Genomic DNA, 24,855 nt, shown 5'->3' on the forward strand with positions numbered 1-24,855 from the left:
TCATTATAAATGAAACGAACGATTTACGCGCTGTTCATGGCATTGGGAGTGCTCATGACCGCATGCAAGAAAGATAATGACGGGTCGGCCTCGGGAGGCGATCCGATGATTACCGCTATCTCCCCTGAGCAGGGGCATCCCTTGTCAACGCTTACCATACAGGGCGAAAACTTTAGCCGTGTACGCGCGGAAAACCGGGTGGAGATCAACGGGGTCGAAGCCCGTATCATACACTTCAACGAGCACACCATCCATGTCGAAGTGCCGGAAGAAGGATCGACCGGATCGATATCCGTTATCGTTGGAGGGCGATCGGCAAGCGGACCCGTATTTACCTATATGGCGGCGCCTGCCATCTACCGGGCGGAAACCTATGCAGGTACCGGCGAAATGGGCTATGCGGAAGGCCCACGGCAGTCAGCGCTGCTCAACCGGCCGGGGGGCGTGGTCTTCGACTCGAAGGGTAACTTGATTTTCTCCGACCGCAACAACAACCGGATTCGCAAAGTCAGTCCAGACGGGCAGGTGTCGTTGGTAGCGGGTACCGGAGCGCAGGGACGGCAGGACGGGCCTGCGGATCAGGCAACATTCGCCTGGCCCTACGGTATTGCCATTGATAAAGACGACAACATCTACGTCGCTGACCGCAACAACCACCTTGTGCGCAAGATCGATGCAGTAACCGGTATGGTAAGTACCCTTGCCGGAAGCACCCAAGGGTATGCCGAAGGACGTGGTGCTGAAGCCCAGTTCAACCAACCGCTTGACGTAGCCGTGGCCAATGACGGTACGGTGTACGTTGCGGACTACAATAACAGCCGGATCAGGAGCATCGCGCCGGACGGTACCGTAAGCACCTACGTGGGGGATGGGGTCCAAGCCTATCGGGATGGTCCTCGGGAAACGGCGCAGGTCAACCGTGCACCGGGAGTCGATATCGACCGGGACGGCAACCTGATCATCGCCGACCGCTTCAACTACTGCGTGCGGAAAGTGACGCCGGACGGCATGGTGACGACCATCGCCGGTAGTCGATCGCGGCAGTACGGGCATGCAGACGGGCCGGAGGCTGAGGCGCTGTTTTTCGGGATATGGGGTGTGCACGCCGCTGACGACGGCCATATATACATCGCGGAAATCAACGACAACCACGCCATCCGCGTGCTGACCCCGGAAGGAGAGGTACGGACGCTCGGCGGGGGCGGCCAATCCGGATTCGTCAATGGCGAGCCTTCGACGACTTCACGGTATAACACACCGGTTGGTTTGGCGCTTGATGGGGAAGGCAACATTTATGTGGCCGATCTGGAAAACCATGCTATCCGACGTTTGATACGCACGAATTAAAACCGGCTATATTTGTTGTTTTTAGCGCCGGCCGGGACCGGTCCAGGTTCCGGCCGGCTTATTTGCAAGTAAAAAAAATAGGATACAATTTAAAATGAAGAACAAAAGCTACATCCCTTTTATTTGTACTGTGCTGCTTTTTTTGGTAAGCATGGGTTACGCGCAGCCGTTGAAGGTACTCACGTATAACATCCACCATGCCAATCCGCCGTCCAAACAGGGCAGTATCGATCTGGAGGCCATCGCCCGTGTTATCCGTGAAAGCGGTGCCGAATTGGTGGCACTGCAGGAAGTGGATGTCTACACCGAGCGATCGGGCAAGCATGCTGATCAAGCGAAGGAGCTGGGCAAGCTTACCGGTATGCATCATTATTTTGCCAAAGCCATCGATTACCAAGGTGGGGAATACGGCGTTGCTATTTTATCGAAACATCCGTTTATGACGACTGGAAACCAGCCATTGCCCATGGCAGAAAACGTGGGCGGCGAACCCCGCACGCTGGCGATGGCCGTCGTGGAGCCACGTGCGGGCAAACCATTGGTGTTTGCGTGTACCCATCTTGACCTCAAACCAGAAAACAGGTTGCTGCAAGCACGGGAGATCGTGAAATGGGGGGCTGGGCTGGACCTTCCTGTGATACTCGGTGGTGATTTTAATGCTCAACCGGACAGTGAGGCTATCCGCCTGCTTGACGCGTGTTTTCGGCGGAGCAGCGTCACTAATGGCTTCACCATACCGGTTGAATCACCGAACCGTGAAATCGATTTCATCATGTTCGGACCAAAGGCGCACTTTGAGGTTGTCAAGCATGAAGTGATTGAAGAGCGATATGCCTCGGATCACCTGCCTGTGTATGTCGAGCTGGAGTTTCGCTGAACCCATATCGGCCGGGATTCGGTGAAAGCGATGGCAGTGCACTGCGTGCCCGGTTGGTGAAGTGCGGTCTCTTAATCGTTGTAAATAGCCATAACCGGCACGTCGATACTGTGCAACAGATCCTGGGCAAGGCTGTAAGAAAAAAGGCGTTGGTAAAAGTTACGTTTGTGGTTGACCAGGCAGACCAGATCGATATGGTTGGACCTGCAATAATCAGCAAGGGCGGCTTTTAGGTCTATCGTATCGATGGACCGGAACACCGTATCCTCTGTATACGGTACGCGGAGGGATTTCCTGAATCGGTCCATCAGCGGCACCACGGATTCCCCATGGGCCAGATCAAAATGCAGGACATGGAGCTTAGCGCCAAACTCCCGGCAGGTTTTCATAACCTGGGTCACGGGAGCGCGCTCATCCTCGTGGTAATCGACCAGAAACGCTATATGGTCAATCACGCCATCAAACCGGGCTCGTTGAGGTACGGCGATTACCGGTTTATTGATCTCCTCAAGGATAATAGCGGTGTTGGTCTCCAGAAAGACTTCAAACATCCCCCTCTTTGCTGCCTGTGCACCGATAACCACCAGTTCTATCGCGTCTTCCTTACGCTCGACATATGCTTTGAAATTTTCTATAAAAGCCCCTTCTTCAACAACATACTTCATCTTTACGCTGTCTGCCTTGAGCTCTTCGATGAGTTTTTCAAACGGTGGAAACTTATCTTTCTTAGAATGGAAGTTTTCAATATCAAGTTTTTTATAAACTTCGCGGGTTTCTTCGTTAAGTTCCGCACCTGGCATAAAACTATGGTAAACAACAAGTCTTGCCTGTGTTTTTTCGGCATATTTAAGTGCATAACCAAATGCGTTGAGCGATGCACTGGAGAAGTCGGTTGGAAAAAGTATACTTTTCATCATGATGATGCTATAAAACTTCGTTCATCTTCTATTCTGGGTCCTATTGGAGCGTCCCGTCGCTTTCAGTACCCGTACACCCGAAGGCGGCAGATCGGCTACGAAAGGGAAGCCAGCGAGGAAACAATCCTCGGGAAAAAGTGTTTATGCATACCGGGTTGTTCATAACGTAGCCAGGTATTTAACCGCAAAGACCAACAGAATACTCACCACCAGTCCAATGACCACCTTTGTCAGATCCACGGCCAGGTTTCTGAACATCGCGCGGCGCCCCTCATTTTTCCGCAGCATAAAATTGAGCGCAATTTCCCTACCGGCAAGAATACCGATAAATACCCAGGTGGTACTCATGGGCACATTGTTCAGTTCTTTGAAAAAATAAAGAATGATACCGTAAGAGAAATCGATGATTGTGGCTGAACGGACGTCGACAGTATTGGTCTTCGAGCGGACGATATGCTGGATGGTTCCCCCTTTTGAGGCAATGATGTAAGCCAATATAACCAGTATAATCAATAAGGAGAATGCCAGCCCCCATGGCGTCAAGGCCCGGGGCAGGTATACATAAATATTGGCAAAATCCTGTATAAGCCACTGTGACCATAGGAATCCCGTAGAGCCCCATTGCAACACCGTCCATACCTCATTCTCCCTCCGGGTGATCGGGTTTTCAATGAATTTTTTTTCTAATAACCTCGAAATCGTGAAATACAGCGTCAGTGCTGCCACAAAAGCCACGACATACCCCCAGACCGATTTGGTCACCATACTGGTCAGGTTTTCCGGATTGAAGAAGGTCAGAATCAAAAAAGAAGTACTCACCGGTATTCCCGTACGGGTTAGGAGTAGTAAGATAATAGGCGGCAATAGAAAATACCATTCAAAGGGATCGGGTAGCGGATATTTTTCGAGCCTGCCGTAAGAAACATCCCCCGCATGGTTCAAATACCCAAATATAAGGGTACACGCGAGAATGCCTCCCGCAAATGCCCAGAGTACCCACCACCTTTTTCGTTCATTGGAACTTAAAAAAGTACCTAGGGTCTGGATGGTGTCATTTCCCACGACAGAATAAGACGCCAGGACAAAGCCCAGATACATAACAATTGAAGAAACATCCATGCAGTTGATGTGTAAGTCGCTATGCAAGGAACTTAACTAATGTCTGCTGGTGATTACGGATAGGTTACCATTGTGTTATGTTTTATCTGTGCTGTAAAAACGTTGGTCGGGCAAGTAAAAACCGTTGAAACTCAAAAGCGATTTTGCGTTTTAATGAAAAAAAGCCTTATAATCAGTTGATTATAAGGCTTTTAAGTACCTAGGGCGGGAATCGAACCCGCACTCGCTTTAGGGCGAACAGGATTTTAAGTCCTGCGTGTCTACCAGTTCCACCACCTAGGCGACTAATAGTCTGTTAACAATAAATCCCTTCTCTTTTTGCAAGAAGAAGGGACTTCTGGAGCGAAAGACGAGGTTCGAACTCGCGACCTCAACCTTGGCAAGGTTGCGCTCTACCAACTGAGCTACTTTCGCTTGCTGTTTGTGGATGCAAATATAGGGAGTTTTCAGCTTCTGTCAATACTTTTTTCAAAAAAATCACAATTCATTGTCACTCAATAGTTCCAGAGCCAGTTCACTTTCATATCCCTTGCTTAAGGCATAACGAAGCAGTTTGTTTTTTCGTTTATAGGGGTGCTTTTCCTTTTCCAACCGGGCTTTTGCTTGCAGCAATTCGTATAATTTTTCACGATAGGCATCATCATCCAAGCTGGCTAATGCTGTACGGATAAGCGGCGTCGATACGGATTTTTGCAGTAGGCCTTGTCTGATTTTGTGACGGCCCCAGCCTTTTATCCGAAATTTGCCTGATGCATAGGCCAGTGCAAACCGTTCCTCATTCAGGAAACCGGCAGCAATCAAATCGGCGATAACGTTTTCCACGTCCAGTTGGTGCAATCCCCAACCGTATAACTTGTCCCGTACCTCCTGTTGCGACCGTTCCTGATACGCGCAGTATTGCTCGGCTTTGGCCCGCGCCTTTTCCTTCACTTCCATAGGTCCAAAATGGCAAAAAATTCTTGCAGAACCCAAAAAATGTTGAAATTCGTGCCATGCATGAACAATCATATACCATTCGGCGGATTTCCGAGCTGATGCCCACGGTGCGGGTTTATTTTAATGATGAGTCGGCTGAAGTACGTTCATTGCTGTACGATAGCCGTAAACTTTCTGATACGCAGCATGGCGTGTTCTTTGCATTGGAAGGCCGGCGTGACGGCCACCAATATGTCAAGGAAGCATATGCCGGCGGAGTGCGTAATTTTGTAGTGGCTGAGGGGAAAACGGAAACAACCTGGTTTCCCGGAGCAAATTTTATCGTTGTGGGGGATACCCTGGAGGCGCTGCAGGTACTCGCCATGCATCACCGCAATCAGTTTGCTTATCCGGTGATTGGCATTACGGGGAGTAATGGCAAAACCATCGTGAAAGAATGGCTGGCACAGTTGCTGGCCCCGGAATACCGCATTGCGCGAAGCCCCAAAAGCTATAACTCGCAAATCGGGGTAGCGCTATCGCTGTGGCAGTTGGATAACACGTGTGATTTGGCCATAATCGAAGCAGGCATCAGTCAGCAAGGGGAGATGGAGGTATTACATCGGATGATCCAACCGGACATCGCTGTGCTCACCAACATAGGTCCTGCGCATGACGATGGGTTCGCTTCGGCTAAAGACAAAATCAGTGAAAAGCTCCGCTTGTTTAACGGAGCCAAACAGGCCGTCTATTCACCGGATCATATAGCCGGTATTCCCGTACCCTCCACGGGGAGGCATATGACATGGGGAGCGGGGGACGCCCTGTTGCACGTTATGGGCCACGACGTGTTAGCCGGACGCAAATGCTGCATACGCGCGCGATACGAGGGGCAGCTTGTGCAAATCACCATTCCGTTTATCGATGCGGCTGCCAGGGAAAATGCCGTATGCTGCTGGGCGACCATGCTGGCGATGGGATATGATTCAGCGGTCATAGCCGAACGGATGGTTTCATTGCAGCCGGTCGAAATGCGACTGGAAATGAAAAAAGGCATTAACAATTGCACCGTAATAGACGATAGCTACAGCAACGATTTGTCATCATTGCATATCGCGCTGGATTTTCTGCAACAGCAGCAACAACATGCCTCCCGGACGCTGGTGTTGTCTGATATACCGGGAGCTTCCGGACATGAAGAAGAAGTTTATTCAGCGGTTGCTAAGTTGCTTGCTCATAATAAAATTACCAGGCTGATTACCATTGGTCCCGGGTTGATGCGTCAATCGCCGCGGTTTGACTTTGTCAGGCATGAAGCGTTTGCGGATACCGCGTCTTTTCTGGCATCACTCGCTGACTTGCGCTTCCAGGATGAGACCATTCTCCTGAAAGGTGCCAGGAAATATGCGTTTGAGCGCATCAGTCAAGTGCTTACGGCAAAATTGCATGACACGGTGTTGGAGACCAACCTCAATGCCGTAGAGCATAACCTGAATCAATATCGGGCCTTGCTGCCCAAGCATGTGAAGTTGATGGCTATGGTGAAGGCGTTTTCCTACGGCAGTGGGAGTTATGAAGTGGCGAGCTTGCTCCAGTTTAATAAAGTGGATTACCTGGCTGTGGCGTATGTGGACGAAGGGGTAGAGTTACGGAAATCCGGAATTACGCTTCCCATCATGGTTATGAGCCCTACGGCGGCTTCATTCGATGCGCTTTTGGCTCATGGGTTGGAGCCGGAAATATACAGCTTCGGTGTACTGGATGACTTTATCCGGGTATTGGCAGGCAAGCAGTTGGTTGATTATCCCATACATATCAAAGTGGACACGGGAATGCACCGGCTGGGCTTTTCGGTAAGTGATATTGAACAGTTAATTAGTTGTTTGCAAGAAACAGGTGAAGTAAAAGTGCAGTCTGTGTTTTCTCACCTGGCCGCAGCTGGCGATGCCACACATGACGCATTTACTGCGCGGCAATTGGCTGCGTTTGAGTTGTTTGCCGGGAAGCTGGTTGATGCATTGCGATACCCTTTTATCCGTCACATCGCCAACACCGCGGGTATTCAACGATGGCCGCAAGCGCACTTGGATATGGTACGTTTAGGTATCGGGCTATATGGTGTTCATAAGGAGTGGCATAAGGTATTGGTGTTGCAGCAAGCAAGCACCTTAAAAACGACCATTACGCAAATCAGGGAGGTACCTGCCGGAGAAAGCGTAGGGTATAATCGGAGTGGAATGCTGACGAAGGACAGTACCATTGCTACGGTAAATATTGGCTACGCGGACGGTTATGACAGGCGGTTCGGTAACGGTGTGGGAAGCATGATGGTCAAAGGCAAGACTGTACCGACAGTGGGGGATATCTGCATGGATATGACCATGCTGGATGTCAGTGGCGTTGATGCCCGGGAAGGGGATGAGGTCATTGTGTTTGGTGATGTCGACCGGTTGGCAAAAACCATTGGTACGATTCCCTATGAGCTGCTGACGGGCATATCACAGCGGGTAAAAAGAGTCTATTATTACGGGTAGTCCTGCGGCGGAGTCGATGCTCCAATGCTCATACGCAGTCCCCATACACGTCATACAACACACCAAACTAACATATGAAAAATCGAACGATACGTTTATTCTTTAATTACCTCATCAAAGGCACCTTAGTGGTCGTGCCGCTTGCAGGAGCATTATTTCTGATTGTCTGGATTGTGGCAAGCATCGATTCGGCACTCAACCTGAGCAGTTGGTTTTGGGAAGACGAGGAGGGAAGGCCGCTTTACGTGCCGGGCCTGGGTATCCTTACCGTGATTACCGTGCTGGTCGTTGTAGGGATGGTATTTACAAATGTCGTCACCGAGCCGATATCCAATTGGCTCAACAATTTGCTCAACCGCATCCCCTTGTTTAGCACCCTGTATTCCTCCATCAAAGATTTTACGGAAGCATTTGTGGGAGATGCTAAGAAATTCAATGAGCCGGTGCTTGTGGAGGTCAATGAAACAGGCTTGAAAAAAATCGGATTCCTTACGCAACGGGACCTTTCCAAGATCGGATTACAGGGTGAAGTAATTGTTTACTTTCCCTATTCTTACTCATTTGCCGGTCAGGTGGTTGTTGTAAAGTCTGAGCGGGTGAAGCGGCTAAATATGAGCGCCACTGATGCCATGAAGCTGGTGGTCTCGGGCGGCGTGAGCGGACTGGAGTGATTCGCCCACGGTGATGTCACGACAAAACCTCGTGGAGAATGCGATAAGACTTCAACCGCGCTCCCTGGTCGTAAATATTTCCGGTGGTCATCAGCTCGTCGATGCCGGTCTCATCAACGAATCGGGAGAGCTGTGCGGCCAGCGTTTCGCGGCTTCCGATGAACGTGCAGGCGGTCATCTGTTTGACGGCATGTTCGACCTCTGGCGTCCAGTAAGGGTCCATCGAGGGGACGGGCGGTTGCAATGGCCGGCGCGTATTGGTAACGATGCCCAGGAACATGCGGTACATGCTCGTCGCCAATACCTGCGCTTCTTCATCGGTATCGGCGGCGATGACATTGACACAAGCCAGCACATAGGGCTTGTCGAGCTGTGCCGACGGTTTGAAATGTTGGCGGTAAAGTGAAATGGCGGTGCGGAACTGCTGTGGCGCAAAATGGGCAGCGAAAGCGTACGGTAGGCCCATCTCGGCCGCTAAATAGGCACTGTCGGTGCTGGAGCCCAGTACCCAGATAGGAATGTCAAGCCCTTCCCCCGGAAATGCCCGTACACGGCCGTCGCTGTTTTCAGGGCTGAGATACAACTGCAATTCACGGATATCCGAAGGAAAATGGTAAGCGGTATTGAGGTTGTTGCGGCGCAGCGCCATGGCGGTCAGTTGATCTGTTCCCGGCGCACGGCCCAAGCCGAGATCTATACGTCCCGGATACAGGGTTTCCAGTGTGCCGAATTGTTCGGCCACCGACAGCGGGGTATGGTTAGGCAGCATGATGCCGCCCGAGCCGACACGGATATGTTCCGTCTTGCCGGCTACATGGCCAATAAGCACGGATGTAGCCGAACTGGCGATGAATTCCATATTATGATGTTCGGCGAGCCAGATACGTTCGTAGCCTAATTGCTCGACATACCGGGCAACGTCTACCGTGCGGGCAATGGCTGATGCGGCGTCACCGCCAGCGATGATGACGGAGAGGTCAAGTGCGGAAAGCTTTAGTTGCTTGGACATGATGCAAAGTACCGCATTAGGCACTTCACGTACAAGTCGGCATCAGCATTTTGATGCAAAGATGACCAAAAGCACATCATCAGGGCCTGTGCAAAAGAACAGATGCATATCCGCGCCGTCGTGTATCCGATGCCGCTTGCGCAATGCTTCGACTTTTAGCGGAAAATTGCGAGTGCTGACTGCGGCATGCCGTATCGATTTGTCGTTTTTGAAATCAGTATAGGGCGTTACACGGTCCACCCGGAACGTCTTGCCCATAAAGTCCGGGTGGTGGGTCGTGGACGTATAGAGGTGAGTGTGTTGGTGGAGCTTTTTCAGGCCATAGCGCTGCCCGATGAGTTTGAATGCGCCGGATTTGAGCAATGCCGCATCCGGCTCGTACAAGTAATGCTCGGGCAGTCCCAAGTGCGAGACGGCGGCGGTCTCCTCGCTCATTTCGAAGGAAAAGGTGCGTGTCACATCGTTTTTCAGTACGGCCGCTACCAGTTGCGGCGTGCCTGCATAAGCGCTATCCAAGACAAACAGCAATTCTTTACATTCATTGTCGACGCTTATGATGTGCACTTCAGAGACCTTGTTCAACGCTTGGAGGGCTGCGGAAATATCCAGCAATGGAGCGGCTTTGATGAGTAATTTTCCCGCTTTTTGCAGCAAGTCCTGTTGAACTTCCACCACATTGGGTTCACAGTCCTCCAGCCGGAAGACCTTGCGGCTTTCTACCCGCCGTGAAGGATCGATATACGCGTAGTCAAATGCGTTGTCGCCTTGGCTGCGCAAATAAGCAAGGCCGTCATCCGCAATGAAGCTGATCGTGCGTATGCCCAGTGTCAATGCGTTGTGTGCCGCGATCCGGGAAAGTGCTTCGTTCTTTTCGCAGTGGATCACCGTTTCGGCGCGTTGTGCGAAAAAATAGGTGTCGACACCAAGGCCGCCCGTTAGGTCGATTATACGGCTTTGCTGGCGGATCAAACTTGCCTTGTATTGGGCGGTAGTCTGTGAGGATGCCTGCTCCATGGCGCGTTTTTCCGGATAATAAATCCCCGGTATATCATACCACAGCGGCAGTTTTTTCCGGCTACGTTGCCTGCCATCCAGCTGTTGGGCCAATTCCAGGGAGGAAACGTGCGGAAAAGGACTTTTACGCAACGCCATTTCCGTAGGAGGCATAGCTTCGTGGGTGCGCAGGTACTGCTGCACATCCGGTGTGAGGATTTGAGGATTCATCACCGCTATTATTGGAAGACCAGTTGCCGGATATGCGAAAACGACGCTTCGGCGGCCGCCAATTGCCGTTCGCGTGATTGGTTGAGCGCGGCTCTGTCGGTGCCCACAGCACGCTGAAACCCTTCGTACAGGCCATCCAACGCCACCGTGCGGTTTATTCCCGCTACGCCCCACGTCTGCAGGTAGCTGTTTAGTTTCGGCACGGCAACGCCGACATACGGCACGGCATAACTCATGGCCGTAATGGCGCCGTGCAAGCTGGTGCCGATGTAGACCCTTGCATTGGCGATTAAATACATGATGTCCCAGATACTTACTTCGTCAAATAGGGTGCAAGGGTGGTTCAGCAACGGTGTGATGCGGCCTAACGCCAGGTGATCGTCGTGGTTGAGTGCCTTGCCGATGGGGCAAAAGCAGAGGGGTGATCCCGAATGTGCAGCAATCAAATCCAACTGCTGCGCAATGCGCTGTTCCTTGTTCTTCGCATGATTGTTTTTAACCTGGAAGAAGACGTATGTTCCTTTGTTCTCGGCGACGTACTGGCTGACGGCGGGGGACACCTGTTTGGCCAGCACGGTGCTGGGGTAAAAGGTGGACATCAAGATAGCCGAATCCGGGTAAAGCTGTGTTTGCACGTGCTGCAACGCGAGATTGCGCTGTGTGGCCTCATCACGCACGGCAAAATAATCGATCTGGCGCAATTTATCGCGGAGGTCCGGAACCTGGTCAAAAATCGCCGGATTCAATTCGGAGCCTCCGAGGGAGTTGAAGATAACCCGGTCTATACCCTTAAAGTCAGCTTTGGTAAAGACAAAGGGGAGGGCAGTTTTGCCATGTAGCGCCCGTTTGGCGAAAGCATTGAGGTCGATGACTTTGTTTATGCGGTTGTGGAACCGATGCGTGCGCTTGAATAGGCTGCTAAGCGCCAGCAATAGCGAGCTCCACGTCACGGCCACCGCTTCGCCGCCGGCAACAATGACGCTGGTATGGCCTGTGCCCTCCTCACATTTGCGGTAGAATGCCCGGATATCTTCGGTGGGTTTGCCGCCCAGGGCGCTGAGGTCGCTTTTTACAATACCAAAATAGGACGCCTCGAACGGCTGGCCATAGGTTTTCAACTGCGCCTCAATAACCAGGGGGAACAGCAAATCCCCATAATTATAACGGTCAAACGCGCCGATAATTAAGATGTTGTTCGTGTTTTTCGTAGCCAATCTGTCGTGTTTTTTGTCAATTGCTAATTCATTAATCTACCTGACCTGCCTTGTACAGTTGCCAGATGGGCGACGAAGCCCTTAACTGCGGTATAACCGATGTAAGCTGTGCGATGGCAGTATCGACTTCTGCCACGGTATTGAATCTGCCGAGGCTGAACCGTATGGAGGCGTGGGCGTCAGCGTCTGAAAGCCCCATCGCTTTGAGCACATGAGAAGGATCGCGTGTACCACTCACACACGCCGAACCCGACGCGATGGCGATATCCGGTACGTTCACCATAACCTGGTCTGCCTTCAGGTGCCGGAAGGTGATGTTGCTTACATGTGGGAGCCTCGGCGCTCTGCGGCCGTTGACGAATGACGCATCCAGTGCCATCAATCCGGTTTCCAGGGTGTCCCGTAGGGTACCCAACCGCGGTGCTTCGGTGGCGAGTTGGCGTTGGGCAATTGCTGCTGCCTCGCCCAGTCCCACGATGCCGGGCACGTTAAGTGTGCCAGCACGGAGCTTATTCTCCTGTCCACCGCCATGCAGTAATGCACCGGTCTGTATGCGTTTGTTCCGCCGTTTGGTATACAATGCGCCTACACCCTTGGGACCGTAGCATTTATGTGCACTGAGGCACAGCAAGTCCGGATACCCATCGCCAACGTAGACAGGCACCTTACCTACTGCTTGCGTGGCATCACAAAAAAAAAGGACGTCGTATTTGTTTGCAATGTCGGCAATTTGCTGGACAGGATGGATGACCCCGGTCTCGTTATTGGCATACATCAGTGCAATCAGTATCGTATCCTTGCGGATAGCGGCTTCCAACTCAGCTAAATCAAGGCTGCCGGCAGTGCTTACCGGCAAGTACGTGACTTCTGCACCTTTTCGTTGCAGATAGGCGAAGGTATCAAGCACCGCTTTGTGCTCCGTAAGGCAGGTAATAAAGTGCCTGCCCTTAGCTTGATAGTGCTCAAATACCCCTTTCAATGCCATGTTGACGGCCTCCGTGGCTCCCGACGTAAACGTAATTTCGCGGGGCGATGCCCCGATGAGTGCGGCCACCTGTTCCCTTGCTTTATCCACCGCTGCCGCGGCATGCCTGCCTGCGCGGTGGGTCATGCTGGACGCATTGGCAAAGTGCATGGTGAAATAAGGCATCATGGCGTCGAGAACCTGTGGGTCAAGTGGTGTTGTTGCGTTGTTGTCAAAGTAAAGAAGCCCGTCCATGTTGCGAATTTATAAACAATTTTAGCGCAAAACTTGTTCCCCTTTTATAACTTTACATAAAAATCACGAATACCATGAAGTTTACCAGAAATGCAAGTGCCAATTGGAAAGGCACGGGAAAAGACGGTAGTGGTACGCTTACCACGCAGAGTACCGTATTGGATCAAACCCAATATTCGTACAAAACCCGGTTTGAAGACGGCGTGGGTACCAATCCCGAGGAGTTGATTGGCGCCGCACACGCAGGCTGCTTCACCATGCAGCTTAGCTTTTTGCTTAGCGAAAAAGGATACCAACCGACCAGCCTGGATACCGAGGCCAAGGTAATTTTCGAAGACGGAACCATCACGACCGTACAACTGGCGCTTACCGGGGAAGTGGATGGTATTGACGAAGCCGAGTTTAAGGAAATCGCCGAAAAAGCAAAGGAAATCTGTCCGGTGTCAAAGTTGCTGAAGGCAACGATTGAACTGACGGTAACATTGGCCTAATTACGATAAGGTTTATTTTGAGCGGAAGTTCCGTTTGTTTCCATCCGTTGGATTTTTGGCCTAGCAGCGTAAACGCAGTGAACGTTCCAGCCAAAAATCCAACGGATGGATATTGTCAATTTCTCGAAATCTGAAATTTGTCGTAAGCCCTTTCTTTGCTATTGCATAGCAATACAATTTTAGCTAAATTTGCACCCGTAAATTTTTTGCCGATGCCGACGTAGCTCAGCTGGTAGAGCAACGCATTCGTAATGCGTAGGTCGTAGGTTCGAATCCCATCGTCGGCTCCTAAGTTTAAAGCTCCGGAACGTACTGTTCGGAGCTTTTTTTTCGTGAACTGACAGGTGCCTTAACCGGACATTATCGATCAGTTGAATCCTTCCCGATCCCGCGGTAGCATTCGCAGAATTTTACATGCTGCCGCATAGGTGCATTTCCGAAACGCTTATTTTCGGCTACAACAAAAGGCGTTTAGGCTAAATCTGCCGCTGAAAGCCACCGCATTTTTGCAGTATCAAAAAGATCGCAAAATGGAATTAAAAAACAGCACCGTCCTGATTACGGGCGGAACCAGCGGAATCGGTTTGGAGCTCGTAAAACAGCTGACCGAACAAGGTGCAAACATTATCGTCACCGGACGTAACCTTGATGCACTGAACCGAACAAGGAAACAGTTTCCCAAAGTCCATACCTTTCAAAGCGATGTAAGCAATGCAGCAGCCATTGAACAGCTTTACCTGGATGTTACGGCACAATTTCCAGAATTGAATATCCTCATCAACAACGCCGGATTGATGCGGTTGATCGATGTGCAGGACGCAACATTGGATTTGGAAAACATCAACCGTGAAATTGCCGTCAATCTTACTGGAACCATCCAAATGGTGCATCAGTTTTTACCGCATCTGCTCACGAAGAAATCGGCTGCGATTGTCAATGTTTCCTCGGGTATTGCATTGATGCCCTATTCAATAGCACCGATTTACAGTACCGCAAAAGCAGGCGTCCGAGCGTATACGTTAGCTTTGCGGTTGCAATTGGAAGATACCAATGTAAAGGTATTTGAAATGATACCGCCGGGTGTTAACACCAATCTTCAAAATGATTGGGTATTGCAACCTAATCCCAAACAAATGATGCCTGTGGATAAAATGGTAGCTGTCGTCATCAAAGGCCTTTTGAAAGATAAACCGGAACTCAAGCCGACCTTGATCGACCTGGTCAAATTCGTGAGCAGACTGATGCCTAATACCCTTTTAAAGTTTGGACACCGGGAATTTAAAAAGTTTAAACAACTGAACAAGCAATGAAAAACGAAAACAAAAAAGACGACCTGTCAAGGTTTTGGTTTGCGCTCTCCAATGCCATTCCACCAATCGGATTTTTTCTGTATTTTAGGCACAGAAATCAATTCCCCAATAAGGCACGAAAGGCATTGGCAAGTGCCTTAATCGGTGTTCCGATTGCGTTAGTTGCGGGTTACATCATAGACGCGTATATCCTGCATTAAAATGGTAAAGAACATCATTTCGTTAATCTTATTGATTGTGTCCGTGTCGCTGAATTTCCGGCACGGGTGGGGCATATTTAACTACAAAAACAATCCCGAATCGTTAAAGATGATGAATGAACTGGGCATCAATGAACCCGTCATTCCCTTCTTTGGCATCCTGACCTTTGCGATTGGGGCTTTGCTGCTGATTCCAAAAACATTTTTCTTGGCGAATGTACTGAATGCCATGTCGATTCTCCTTATTATGGCCTTATCGCTGAAAGCAGGGAATTACAAAACGGCGTTGATAGAAATTCCGTTTTTGGCGATGCCGTTACTCATGATTTGGCTCAAATATCCATTCAAAAATTAGTTTGTGTTATGGCAAATGTAAAGCCCTACCGGATAAAATCCATAACGGAAATCCATCGGTTAATGAGGCTTCCGAAGCCTCATCACCCGCTCATCGGTATCGTTGACGTATCGGGGATTAAAAATGATTCAGCAATAAATGCGGTGCTATTTGATCTTTATGTCATATCATTGAAAAGGGGGTGCGATAAACTTCATTACGGGCAGCAGCGCTACGATTTCGATGAGGGATTGATGGCTTTTATGGCGCCTGGGCAAATTCTCCGTGGTGAAGAAAACGGCGTACCTGCGGGTCTTGAAGGTTGGATGCTGTTCATACACCCCGATTTTTTATGGAATACGCCGCTTGCTAAAAAAATCAGACAGTATGCGTACTTTGGCTACTCCACCAATGAAGCATTGTTCCTTTCCGATAAAGAAGAAGCGATCATCAACGGCATAGTAGCGAATATCAAGAACGAGTATCATACAAACATGGATAAGTTCAGCCAGGATATTATTGTTTCGCATTTAGAAACCCTGCTGAATTATGCCGAACGCTTTTATCAACGTCAATTCATCACCCGAAAAATAGCCAATCATCAAATTCTTGACCGGTTTGAAAAATTGCTTTCGGACTATTTCAACGACGACGACTTAATAACCAAAGGGCTACCTACGGTTCAATATGTCTCTGAGCAGCTGAATATTTCGCCTAATTATTTGCGTAGTTTGCTCAAGGTGCTCACGGGACAAAACACCCAGCAACATATTCACGATAGGCTAATCGAAAAGGCGAAGGAAAGACTGTCGACGACAGACTTGTCCGTCAGTGAAATCGCTTACGGATTGGGCTTTGAGCATCCGCAATCGTTCAGTAAACTTTTCAAGACGAAGACCACCGTTTCGCCGTTGCAATTCCGGCAGTCGTTTAATCGGGCTGTTCCCGGATCGCACTGATCTGGCAGCCCCGTCATGGTGTTGCAGGTGAAAACAAATTTAGCTAAGTTTGGCCCAAACCAACGGCAGCATGAGCATGTTACTCGAACCGCTATTTGCATTGCTTCTGATCAATTTCCTTGGGAAAAGAATCGATCCAAAGGAGGCGCCCTATGATGTTCACCGATACGTCATGGCTGGCCGGGGCATTGCCATTGGGTTGTTGCTGTTGGATATTCTTACCGATTCGGCGATTATCCAACATGGGATACGACTTGGTGTATTTGCTCTGCTGTGGTTGGTATACGTACGGCCGGAATTGCGGGTGGGGCGCAGTTTCATGGTCTCCATGCTGCCTTACATGGTCTTGTCCTTGCTCAGTGATGTCGTACAGGCAGTTAACCGCGACTTTTATCGGGAAAACGATGACTTTTTTGACAACGCCGAGTTGTTTGGCATCCTCTGGTTTGGTGCCATGTGGTTTGTTAATCGCAACCAGCGCCGGGCACTGGAAAAGGAACGCTTGCGGCGGGAGGCTGAGGAGGCTCGGCTTCGCGTCATGGCCGAGATGAAGGTCAATCTGGAAGCGGAAGTGGCGCAGCGTACGGCGGAGTTGGTCAAGCAAAAGGAAGAGCTGGAGCAGACCTTGGATGAATTGCGGCGTACGCAGGATCAGCTTATCCAGTCGGAAAAAATGGCTTCCCTGGGTGAGCTGACGGCTGGAATCGCCCACGAGATCCAGAATCCGCTGAATTTTGTCAACAACTTCTCGGAGGTCAGCGTTGAGCTGCTTGATGAGTTAAAAGCCGGCCCGCTCAGCCAGCTGCCCGCCGAACAGCTGGAGGAAGCTGAAGAGATTATCGGCGATCTGACGCAAAATTTGGAAAAAATCAGCCTCCATGGCAAGCGGGCGGATGGTATCGTCAAAAGCATGCTGCAGCACTCCCGCGCCAGTGCCGGTAAAAAGGAGGTGATAAATATCAACTTGTTGGCCGACGAATACTTACGGCTGAGCTATCACGGGTTGCGTGCCAAGGATAAATCGTTCAATGCCACCATGGAGATGGACTTTGCTGACGATTTGCTTTCCGTGGCGGTCATACCGCAGGATTTGGGGAGGGTATTGCTCAACCTGTTTAACAATGCTTTTTATTCAGTGAGTGAGAAAAAAAAGGGAGCTCCTGCGGATTATACGCCCTTAGTGCGGGTAGCCACCTCCAACGTTCGACGGGCGGACGGACGAGAGGCCATCGCGATCACCGTACATGACAATGGGCTGGGTATCCCAAAGAACATCTTGGACAAAATATATCAACCGTTTTTTACCACCAAGCCTACGGGCCAGGGTACCGGTTTGGGGCTCTCGATGAGCTATGATATCATCCACAAGATGCATGGCGGCGAAATGCAGGTAGATACCGCCGAGGGCAAATATGCAACATTCACCATCACCATACCGGCATCATGAAGATATTAGTAGTAGACGACGAGGTAGACATCCAGCCGTTATTCAGGCAACGATTCCGCAGGGAGATCAGGAGCGGTGAGTTGGCATTCGATTTTGCGCTTTCCGCCGAAGAAGCCTTGCAGTACATGACATCGGGAGATTCCGAGGTCGTACTCATTCTCTCCGATATCAATATGCCGGGTATGAGCGGGCTTGAGCTGCTCCGTCACATCCGGACGGCACACCGGGCGGCACCGCCGTTCGTCATGATGATCACGGCATACGGCGATGAGGCAAACCGCTCGCAGTCCATGCAGCTTGGCGCCGATGACTTCCTGACCAAGCCGCTGGATTTTAATGTATTGAAAGATAAACTTAAAGGGTTGGAGGCGCATGGCTAATATTTTGGTTGTCGACGATGAGGCTGATCTCGAGATACTCATCCGGCAGAAATTTCGGAAGAAGATACGGGAAAAAATCTACACGTTTGTTTTTGCAAGGGATGGTAACGAGGCGTTGGCGCTGCTGCAAGCGCGAGACGACATCGACGTTATCCTTACCGACATCAACATGCCCGGCATGGACGGGCTGACGTTGCTGACCAAGTTGCCCGAAGCCAGCCCGGTCATCAAAGCCGTCATGGTTTCCGCTTACGGCGATATGGACAACATCCGCACGGCGATGAATCGCGGCGCATTTGACTTTGTGTTTAAGCCGGTCAATTTTGACGATCTGGACACGACCATCGAGAAGACCCTGCATCATGTACGGCAACTCCGGGAAACCCTGCAAGCCGTCAAGGAGAATAACATTCTGAAGATGTACGTCGACGAGCATGTACTCAACTTCATGACCCATCAGGAATTCGAAAAGAGCCTGATGGCGAACGAGACCATTGAAGGCACGGTCGTTTTTATCGATATCTGCGGATTCACCGCCATTACCGAACATGTGGGTGCTGACGGTGTAGTGAAGATGCTCAATACCCTTTTTGACGTCATTGTCAAAGAAATCATCAACCACAATGGCCATATCGATAAGTTCATGGGCGATGCGGTGATGGCCATCTTCCGGGGCGAGTATCACATTGACCGGGCCATTGATGCGGCGTTGGCCGTGAAAGACAGCATTGCTGGGGTGACGGTTGCCGGTCTTACCGATAAAGCGTTTAAGCCCCAGGTATCCATCGGTATCAATTCGGGCGAGATGATATCCGGCAATATCGGTTCAGCTTCGCTGAAGCGGTTGGATTATACCGTCATCGGCGATACGGTAAATGTAGCCCAGCGGCTCCAGTCTGTCGCCAAAGCCGACCAGATTCTGGTGCCGGAGCACGTATATCAGCAGGCAAAGCAGTCCTTCAACCTGAAAGAACTGGGAGCGGTGAGCTTAAAGAACAAGGCGTTGCCCGTAGCCGTTTACGAAGTAATCGAGTGATATGCCGGCTGCGCGGACTAATGCTCCCTGGCACGTTTTTTCAGCACGCCACCGGCCACCTCTTTGATGGTGTTTGTGTACACAAAGGCCTGGGGGTCGATGTCGCGTACGAGGCTTTTGAGGCGCCTGACCTCAAACCGGGTGACCACCGTAAAAACGATGTCTACCGGATGGCTTACGTCAAAGCTGCCTTGCATGAATCCTCGCTCGCCCTTATAGACCGTGATGCCTTTCCCCATTTCATTGACCAACCGATCTTTGATGACGTCGCTCTTGGAAGAGATAATGTTTACGGCCGTGTATTCCTCCAGCCCCTCAATGACGAAGCTAATGGTCCGTGAAGCCGTGTAGTAGGTCAGGATGGAGTAAAGAGCCGTCGGGAGCCCAAGGTGAATAGCCGCGATGAGGAAAATGACAATATTGATACCCAGGATGATTTCGCTGATGGTGAAGCTGCTTCGTTTGAGCGTGTACAACGCTAGCACTTCGATGCCGTCAAGCGCACACCCGCCCCGCATCGAAAGACCTACACCCAATCCCATAAATACGCCGCCGAAGATAGAGACGAGCAGTTTGTCCGACGTGATGGGTGGATATGGGACATACAACAGGCAAATGCCGAGCAATATCACACAGCCGAGGGTTTTCCAGGCAAATTTGGCGTTTACCTGAAAGGCACCCATGACGATTAGCGGCAGATTGGCCAACACGATGACGTATGCGATGTTGAAGTTGTAGATCTCATGGATAAGTAAGGCAATGCCCGTCACACCACCATCAAAAAAATGGTTGGGAATCAGGAAGCCCTTCAGTGCAAATCCGCAAAACAACACGCCACAAATCACATAAATGATGTCCTGGGCAATGGCCCGCCACTGGTTAGTTATCATGGTTCGCCGGTTATCAGATAGTTATGTTAATAGTTTTTTGTAATTTTCTTCTTTTTTGGCGTTTCTGCGCCGTTTGGACGTTTCCGTAAAATAATGATGCTTGTCCAGGAACGCAATTTGGATTTTCTCGAACTCCTCGCGCGAAGAAATAGTGCCTAAATGGCGCATTTCCTGGTAGAGCAACAGGCTTCGATCAAAAAAATCGTCCCTGCCGAGATAGTCCAGGTCTGCATCACAAATGATTTCTTCCAGATGTTGCCGGGGCCGTTGAGGGATCTCCGTGGCCATGATGAGTTTGGAAATCACGGTTATATCGGCGTCGGTGTAGCCAAAGCCAGGTAGTGTTTCCTGGGCGATAGCACACGACGACAGCTCATGTGCTTTGGTTTGAACCAAAAAGCCTGCGTCATGGTAAAGCGCTGCCGTGAGCAGCCATTGAAGCTGTAAATCAGGTATGCCTTCCAGCACGGCTATCTGCCTCGCTGCTGCGTACACATCGGCAGTGTGCAAGGCGTTATGATAGGTCAAATCAGGCGGAAGCTCATTTTCCAACCGATTTAGAATATAGTGCTCAGCCAAATCGAGTCGCATATCCGATTTTTATCGGCGGCTAATATATCAATTTTATTTCTTTCCGATATAGACGCTCTTGCTGTACTACTTTTTATTGGCGCTGTGTTGATGCCGTAAAAAAGGAATACAATGTCGGAACAATTTACCAATAAGAAATTAAATAAAAACGATTATAATACTTACTTAAATTTAGGGTTTAACGATGTAAAAACTAATATCCATTGTATTTTTATCGTATAAAATACGATGAAAATACGATGACTTTACGATAAAAATACGATGAAAGCTAAAATGTAAGTAAAAGGTAGTTAAGTTTAAAATAAAATTTAATGGTAATCCTTTGGCTTACGATCTGCCAAACAGGGCATATTCGTTGTTTTTCCGCGGACGCGGCATGGTTCTAAAGGCTTTTTTTATCTTTGTATCAATTTTTTCGATACGATGACACTTGTTCAATTGGAATATATTATCGCTGTAGATACCTACAGGAGTTTCGTGGCTGCCGCTGAAAAATGTTTCGTGACCCAGCCGACGTTAAGCATGCAAATTCAGAAACTGGAGGAATCGATCGGTGCCCGTATTTTCGATCGGAGTAGGCAACCGATTGTACCGACCGAAGTCGGTGTGGAAATTATCAAACAGGCGCGGGTCGTCCTTACCGAGAGCCGTAAAATAAATGAACTGGTGCAATTGAAAAAGGGCGAATTGGAAGGCGAGCTTCGCATCGGGGTAATTCCGACCATTGCACCTTACCTGCTGCCTCGTGTGCTGGGTAATTTCATGCAGAAGTTTCCCAAATTGCAATTACAGATATGGGAGTATACGACTGAAAAGATTGTGCGCGAGCTAAAGGTGAATTTGCTCGACTGTGGCGTGTTGTCCACCCCCGTATATGATACGGCACTGGTCGAACGCCCCTTGTTTTACGAGCCGTTTGTAGCGTATATATCGCCCAAAAGCGCATTAATCAAAAAGAAGGAAGTGACGCCGGAAGATGTATTGGAAGATAAGCTATGGCTGCTTACCGAGGGGCACTGTATGCGTGGCCAGGTATTGAACATATGCCAACGCAAGCGGAGTATGGATCCGGACGGTACATTGGCGTATAACACGGGAAGTGTGGAAACGCTCAAGCGGATGGTCGATAGCAACTCGGGGACTACCATCCTGCCGGAATTGAGCATCGACGATTTTGGTGAGGACCAGCTCGGCCGGGTACGTTATTTCAAGTCGCCCGAACCTGTGCGCGAAATCAGTTTGGTGACCACGCATAACTTTTTAAAGCGGCAGGCCATCGACGCCCTTGAACGGGAAATTATCGCTTCTGTCCCCAAGCGGTTCAGGACCAAAAAGAAGAAGGATATCATGGAAATTGATTGACCAATAAGTCATGCGGCAAAAACCCCAGCAAATCATTCATCGGCTCAACCAATGGCGGATGCAGAAAATTTCTAACCGGAATTTCCTGGTTGTTCTCGCTGTCATCGTAGGGATCATAGGCGGACTGGCTGCTGCAGCCCTCAAAGGGCTGACGCACTCGATCGCCGCATTTTTACAAAATGACGTGCAATGGCAATACAAATATTACCTATACCTGTTTTTTCCCCTGATCGGGATATTGCTGAGCGTGTTGTATGTGCGCCGTTTTATTCGCAAAGGCACCTTCGAGCATGGCATGACACCGATTATTTATGCCATTTCACGCAAGTCGAGCCGTATTGAACCGCACAACATCTATTCACAGATCATTACCAGTGCGCTCACGGTCGGCTTCGGTGGCTCTGCCGGACTGGAAGCTCCGATTGCTTACAGCGGTTCGGCCATTGGCGCCAATGCGGGTCGTTTCTTTGGACTCAATTACCGGGAAGTGACGATGTTGCTTGCTTGCGGAGCTGCGGCTGGTATTGCAGGTGCGTTTAATAGTCCCGTAGCAGGGATGATTTTTGCCATAGAGATCTTACTGCCCGAATTTTCTATTCCTGCATTTATTCCTTTGCTGATGGCTGCGGCGACAGCATCAGTGGTGTCAAAGCTGCTATATAGCGAGCCTCTTTTTCATCTGGTGACGGACGATTGGGAATTTCAGGCGTTGTTTTTTTACCTGCTGTTAGCTGTTATCGTTGGCGGCTTTTCGATATACTTTGCCAAGGTAAGTACGTGGGCCAAGAAAGTATTTGCAACAGTTGAAAACCCTTACCAGAAGGTGTGGATAGGGGGGATAAGCCTTGGCCTCCTGATTTTTCTTTTCCCTGCGCTCTATGGCGAAGGCTACCTGGCTATCCAGCAGATTCTTGACGGACGGATGGACTCGTTGCTGGCTAATAGCATTTTTGCGGACTACCGGCATGTTGGTATCTTGATAGTCATCTATGCCGTGGTTACCGTATTTGCGAAGTCCTTCGCAGCGCTTATCACGCTCAGTAGCGGAGGAAATGGCGGGGTATTCGGTCCGAGTTTGGTCATGGGCGGGTTATTGGGATTTGCCTTTGCTTACGGTATAAACCTTACGGGCATGATTGAACTGAATGTGGCCAATTTTGTGGTGGCCGGCATGGCTGCGGCACTAAGCGGTATTATGCACGCTCCGTTGACGGCTATTTTCCTCATCGCGGAAATCACGGGCGGGTATGCCTTGATGGTGCCGCTGATGTTGGTCACAGCGATTTCATATTTGATCAATCGGGCAACACAGAAATACTCCATTTATACCAAGGTGCTGGCCGAACAAGGTGACCTGCTCACCCACGAAGATAAGGATCGGACAGTGCTGAGCATGATGAAACTTCGGTATGTGCTGGAACGCAATTTTACCATCCTACGGCCAGACGAACGGCCAACGGACAGGCGGCATGACATTATCCACACCAAGCGCAATATCTTTCCAGTGGTGGATGCCGATGGCAAACTGCTCGGTATCATATACAGTGAGCGACTATTTGAGATATTGCTGGGTGAAAGCCCGGAAAAGGTAGGCAAGACAATGCAGGAGCTGGCTGAAAAGCCGGTGGATATTATCCGCATGGATACCAACATGGAAGCGGTGATGCAAAAGATGAATCGGGAGGATATCTGGATACTCCCCGTGGTGGACAGCCATGGGAATTATATGGGATTCGTTTCCAAATCGGCCGTCTTTAATAAATACCGTGCGTTGCTGATGAGGCAGGGGGCATACCTGGAATAGGGTGGCGGTATGCGGTATAGTGATGGGTGGTGCGTGGTCGCCGGTCAGCCAAGACTGGCCGCTGGTTACGCACCACCCATTGCCAACTAAAGTTCTTTAATCCGGATATTACGGAAGGCGACGACATCGCCGTGGTCTTGCAATGCAATTTTTCCTTTTGGATATTTTGCAAATCCTTCCCAATCTTTGAACTTGCTTGCATTTAATACCTGCTCCCACTCGGGGGTACCGATGGTCACGTCCGCAGTTTGGACGTCATTAAGCCACAGGGTGATCTGTCCGTTGTTTTTGCGGATACGGGCTTTATTCCATTCGCCGACCGGTTTGGGTTGCGACACCTCCTTGCTGCCAATCATGTCATACAGTGATCCGGCAAGGTGGTTTTCGATTTTGTTATCGGCGGCGTCGATGTTGTCCAGTATCTGCATTTCAATGCCGGTTTGGTAGGTAGCGCTGAACTTCGGATCTTCGTGTACCCCGAAGATGATGCCGCTATTGCCGCCGGAAGAAATCTTCCATTCGAGCTCAAGCTCATAGTTTTCATACTCGCCATCCGTCACAATATCGCCGCGTTGCTCACGAGGCACCTCAGGATTGAATCGCAATTCGCCGTCTTGAACTACCCAGGCGGCTGATACGGTGTCCCGCAGGTAGGTATGCCAACCATCGGTGGTTTGGCCGTCGAACAGTGATACCCATCCGTCATTTTCAGCGGTTGTTGTAGCACTGGTGTCTTGTGCTTCACTGGTTTGTTGTCCGGAGCCACAAGCAGCCAGCACAGCGACTGCTAAGCCAATCGATAGCGATTTTTTAAGATTTTCCATGTTAGAGATTCTGTGATGTTTATGATTTATGAGTTTGTTTTGGGCCAATACTACGAACTTATTTTCAAAAACGGGCGTTTTGAGACATTATTTTTGATAAAAAGGAAAACGTCGCCCTTACCGGCGCATTGACAAAATGCTGTGGTCATTCGCGTTTGTGTTTGGCAATCAAGGATATTTC

General features: G+C 49.9%; 24 protein-coding genes and 3 tRNA genes. 15 read left to right on the plus strand and 12 right to left on the minus strand.

Annotated elements, in window-relative coordinates:
• The first annotated feature begins 9 nt into the window (after window positions 1–9).
• On the plus strand, window positions 10–1,347 hold the full coding sequence (locus tag JHJ32_RS03900) for an IPT/TIG domain-containing protein (RefSeq protein ID WP_200119971.1): 1,338 nt from the start codon (window positions 10–12) through the stop codon (window positions 1,345–1,347).
• Window positions 1,348–1,441: 94 nt separating this feature from the next.
• Window positions 1,442–2,224 (plus strand): endonuclease/exonuclease/phosphatase family protein, encoded by a 783-nt coding sequence (locus JHJ32_RS03905; protein WP_200119973.1) that lies wholly within the window; start codon window positions 1,442–1,444, stop codon window positions 2,222–2,224.
• A 71-nt stretch (window positions 2,225–2,295) separates the two neighbouring features.
• Here the strand turns inward: JHJ32_RS03905 and JHJ32_RS03910 are convergent, their stop codons facing one another.
• From JHJ32_RS03910 to JHJ32_RS03930, 5 genes are all read right to left on the minus strand, one after another.
• A complete protein-coding gene (locus tag JHJ32_RS03910; protein WP_200119975.1) occupies window positions 2,296–3,141 on the minus strand; it encodes a universal stress protein in 846 nt (281 codons plus the stop codon).
• A 159-nt stretch (window positions 3,142–3,300) separates the two neighbouring features.
• Window positions 3,301–4,260 carry a hypothetical protein gene (locus JHJ32_RS03915; protein ID WP_200119976.1) on the minus strand — a complete coding sequence of 320 codons (960 nt, stop codon included), beginning with the start codon at window positions 4,258–4,260 and terminating at the stop codon, window positions 3,301–3,303.
• A gap of 196 nt (window positions 4,261–4,456) precedes the next feature.
• Window positions 4,457–4,542: transfer RNA gene (locus JHJ32_RS03920), tRNA-Leu, on the minus strand.
• Between the two features lie 56 nt (window positions 4,543–4,598).
• A tRNA-Gly gene (locus JHJ32_RS03925) sits at window positions 4,599–4,674 on the minus strand.
• A gap of 63 nt (window positions 4,675–4,737) precedes the next feature.
• Entirely contained in the window at window positions 4,738–5,196 is a 459-nt protein-coding gene (locus tag JHJ32_RS03930) for a regulatory protein RecX (RefSeq protein ID WP_200119977.1), read from the minus strand.
• 56 nt (window positions 5,197–5,252) lie between these two features.
• Between JHJ32_RS03930 and JHJ32_RS03935 the strand changes: the two genes are divergently transcribed.
• A complete protein-coding gene (locus tag JHJ32_RS03935) occupies window positions 5,253–7,709 on the plus strand; it encodes a bifunctional UDP-N-acetylmuramoyl-tripeptide:D-alanyl-D-alanine ligase/alanine racemase (RefSeq protein WP_200119978.1) in 2,457 nt (818 codons plus the stop codon).
• Between the two features lie 74 nt (window positions 7,710–7,783).
• Window positions 7,784–8,380: a DUF502 domain-containing protein gene (locus JHJ32_RS03940; protein WP_079716696.1), complete on the plus strand. Its 597-nt coding sequence runs from the start codon at window positions 7,784–7,786 to the stop codon at window positions 8,378–8,380.
• Window positions 8,381–8,396: 16 nt separating this feature from the next.
• Here the strand turns inward: JHJ32_RS03940 and JHJ32_RS03945 are convergent, their stop codons facing one another.
• From JHJ32_RS03945 to JHJ32_RS03960, 4 genes are read right to left on the minus strand one after another with little or no spacing between them, the layout of a single operon-like run.
• Complete coding sequence (locus JHJ32_RS03945; RefSeq protein ID WP_079716695.1) at window positions 8,397–9,389, minus strand: LLM class flavin-dependent oxidoreductase; 993 nt, start codon at window positions 9,387–9,389, stop codon at window positions 8,397–8,399.
• Between the two features lie 42 nt (window positions 9,390–9,431).
• Window positions 9,432–10,613 carry a hypothetical protein gene (locus JHJ32_RS03950; RefSeq protein ID WP_200119979.1) on the minus strand — a complete coding sequence of 394 codons (1,182 nt, stop codon included), beginning with the start codon at window positions 10,611–10,613 and terminating at the stop codon, window positions 9,432–9,434.
• Window positions 10,614–10,621: 8 nt separating this feature from the next.
• On the minus strand, window positions 10,622–11,827 hold the full coding sequence (locus JHJ32_RS03955) for a polysaccharide pyruvyl transferase family protein (RefSeq protein WP_200119980.1): 1,206 nt from the start codon (window positions 11,825–11,827) through the stop codon (window positions 10,622–10,624).
• A gap of 31 nt (window positions 11,828–11,858) precedes the next feature.
• Window positions 11,859–13,046, minus strand: a complete 1,188-nt coding sequence (locus tag JHJ32_RS03960; protein WP_200119982.1) for a cysteine desulfurase family protein — start codon at window positions 13,044–13,046, stop codon at window positions 11,859–11,861.
• 74 nt (window positions 13,047–13,120) lie between these two features.
• Between JHJ32_RS03960 and JHJ32_RS03965 the strand changes: the two genes are divergently transcribed.
• The 9 genes from JHJ32_RS03965 (at window position 13,121) to JHJ32_RS04005 (ending at window position 19,203) form a co-directional block, all read left to right on the plus strand.
• Window positions 13,121–13,537, plus strand: coding sequence for an OsmC family protein (locus JHJ32_RS03965; protein WP_079716691.1), 417 nt, complete (start codon window positions 13,121–13,123; stop codon window positions 13,535–13,537).
• 214 nt (window positions 13,538–13,751) lie between these two features.
• Window positions 13,752–13,824 (plus strand) — tRNA-Thr (locus JHJ32_RS03970).
• A 243-nt stretch (window positions 13,825–14,067) separates the two neighbouring features.
• The gene (locus JHJ32_RS03975) at window positions 14,068–14,847 is read left to right on the plus strand and encodes an SDR family oxidoreductase (protein WP_200119984.1); all 780 of its coding nucleotides are present in this window, start codon (window positions 14,068–14,070) and stop codon (window positions 14,845–14,847) included.
• On the plus strand, window positions 14,844–15,047 hold the full coding sequence (locus tag JHJ32_RS03980) for a hypothetical protein (RefSeq protein WP_200119986.1): 204 nt from the start codon (window positions 14,844–14,846) through the stop codon (window positions 15,045–15,047). The genes JHJ32_RS03975 and JHJ32_RS03980 overlap by 4 nt, the downstream gene beginning before the upstream one ends.
• 1 nt (window position 15,048) lies before the next feature.
• Window positions 15,049–15,402: a hypothetical protein gene (locus tag JHJ32_RS03985; protein WP_079716677.1), complete on the plus strand. Its 354-nt coding sequence runs from the start codon at window positions 15,049–15,051 to the stop codon at window positions 15,400–15,402.
• Window positions 15,403–15,410: 8 nt separating this feature from the next.
• On the plus strand, window positions 15,411–16,340 hold the full coding sequence (locus JHJ32_RS03990) for an AraC family transcriptional regulator (RefSeq protein WP_200119987.1): 930 nt from the start codon (window positions 15,411–15,413) through the stop codon (window positions 16,338–16,340).
• 70 nt (window positions 16,341–16,410) lie between these two features.
• Window positions 16,411–17,787, plus strand: a complete 1,377-nt coding sequence (locus tag JHJ32_RS03995; protein WP_233632461.1) for a sensor histidine kinase — start codon at window positions 16,411–16,413, stop codon at window positions 17,785–17,787.
• On the plus strand, window positions 17,784–18,167 hold the full coding sequence (locus JHJ32_RS04000; protein ID WP_200119988.1) for a response regulator: 384 nt from the start codon (window positions 17,784–17,786) through the stop codon (window positions 18,165–18,167). Before JHJ32_RS03995 ends, JHJ32_RS04000 begins: the two co-directional genes overlap by 4 nt.
• Complete coding sequence (locus JHJ32_RS04005; RefSeq protein WP_200119989.1) at window positions 18,160–19,203, plus strand: adenylate/guanylate cyclase domain-containing response regulator; 1,044 nt, start codon at window positions 18,160–18,162, stop codon at window positions 19,201–19,203. The genes JHJ32_RS04000 and JHJ32_RS04005 overlap by 8 nt, the downstream gene beginning before the upstream one ends.
• Before the next feature lie 17 nt (window positions 19,204–19,220).
• Here JHJ32_RS04005 and JHJ32_RS04010 read toward each other — a convergent pair whose 3' ends face one another.
• Complete coding sequence (locus JHJ32_RS04010; RefSeq protein WP_233632462.1) at window positions 19,221–20,093, minus strand: YitT family protein; 873 nt, start codon at window positions 20,091–20,093, stop codon at window positions 19,221–19,223.
• A gap of 21 nt (window positions 20,094–20,114) precedes the next feature.
• Window positions 20,115–20,684 (minus strand): HD domain-containing protein, encoded by a 570-nt coding sequence (locus JHJ32_RS04015; RefSeq protein ID WP_200119990.1) that lies wholly within the window; start codon window positions 20,682–20,684, stop codon window positions 20,115–20,117.
• Window positions 20,685–21,107: 423 nt separating this feature from the next.
• Between JHJ32_RS04015 and JHJ32_RS04020 the strand changes: the two genes are divergently transcribed.
• Window positions 21,108–22,046, plus strand: a complete 939-nt coding sequence (locus tag JHJ32_RS04020; protein ID WP_200119991.1) for a hydrogen peroxide-inducible genes activator — start codon at window positions 21,108–21,110, stop codon at window positions 22,044–22,046.
• Window positions 22,047–22,056: 10 nt separating this feature from the next.
• Window positions 22,057–23,850 carry a chloride channel protein gene (locus JHJ32_RS04025; protein ID WP_200119992.1) on the plus strand — a complete coding sequence of 598 codons (1,794 nt, stop codon included), beginning with the start codon at window positions 22,057–22,059 and terminating at the stop codon, window positions 23,848–23,850.
• An 86-nt stretch (window positions 23,851–23,936) separates the two neighbouring features.
• Here the strand turns inward: JHJ32_RS04025 and JHJ32_RS04030 are convergent, their stop codons facing one another.
• Window positions 23,937–24,674: a family 16 glycoside hydrolase gene (locus JHJ32_RS04030; RefSeq protein WP_079716670.1), complete on the minus strand. Its 738-nt coding sequence runs from the start codon at window positions 24,672–24,674 to the stop codon at window positions 23,937–23,939.
• Window positions 24,675–24,855 lie beyond the last annotated feature (181 nt).

The organism is Parapedobacter sp. ISTM3 (assembly GCF_016533505.1).
GTDB classification, from domain to species: domain Bacteria; phylum Bacteroidota; class Bacteroidia; order Sphingobacteriales; family Sphingobacteriaceae; genus Parapedobacter; species Parapedobacter luteus.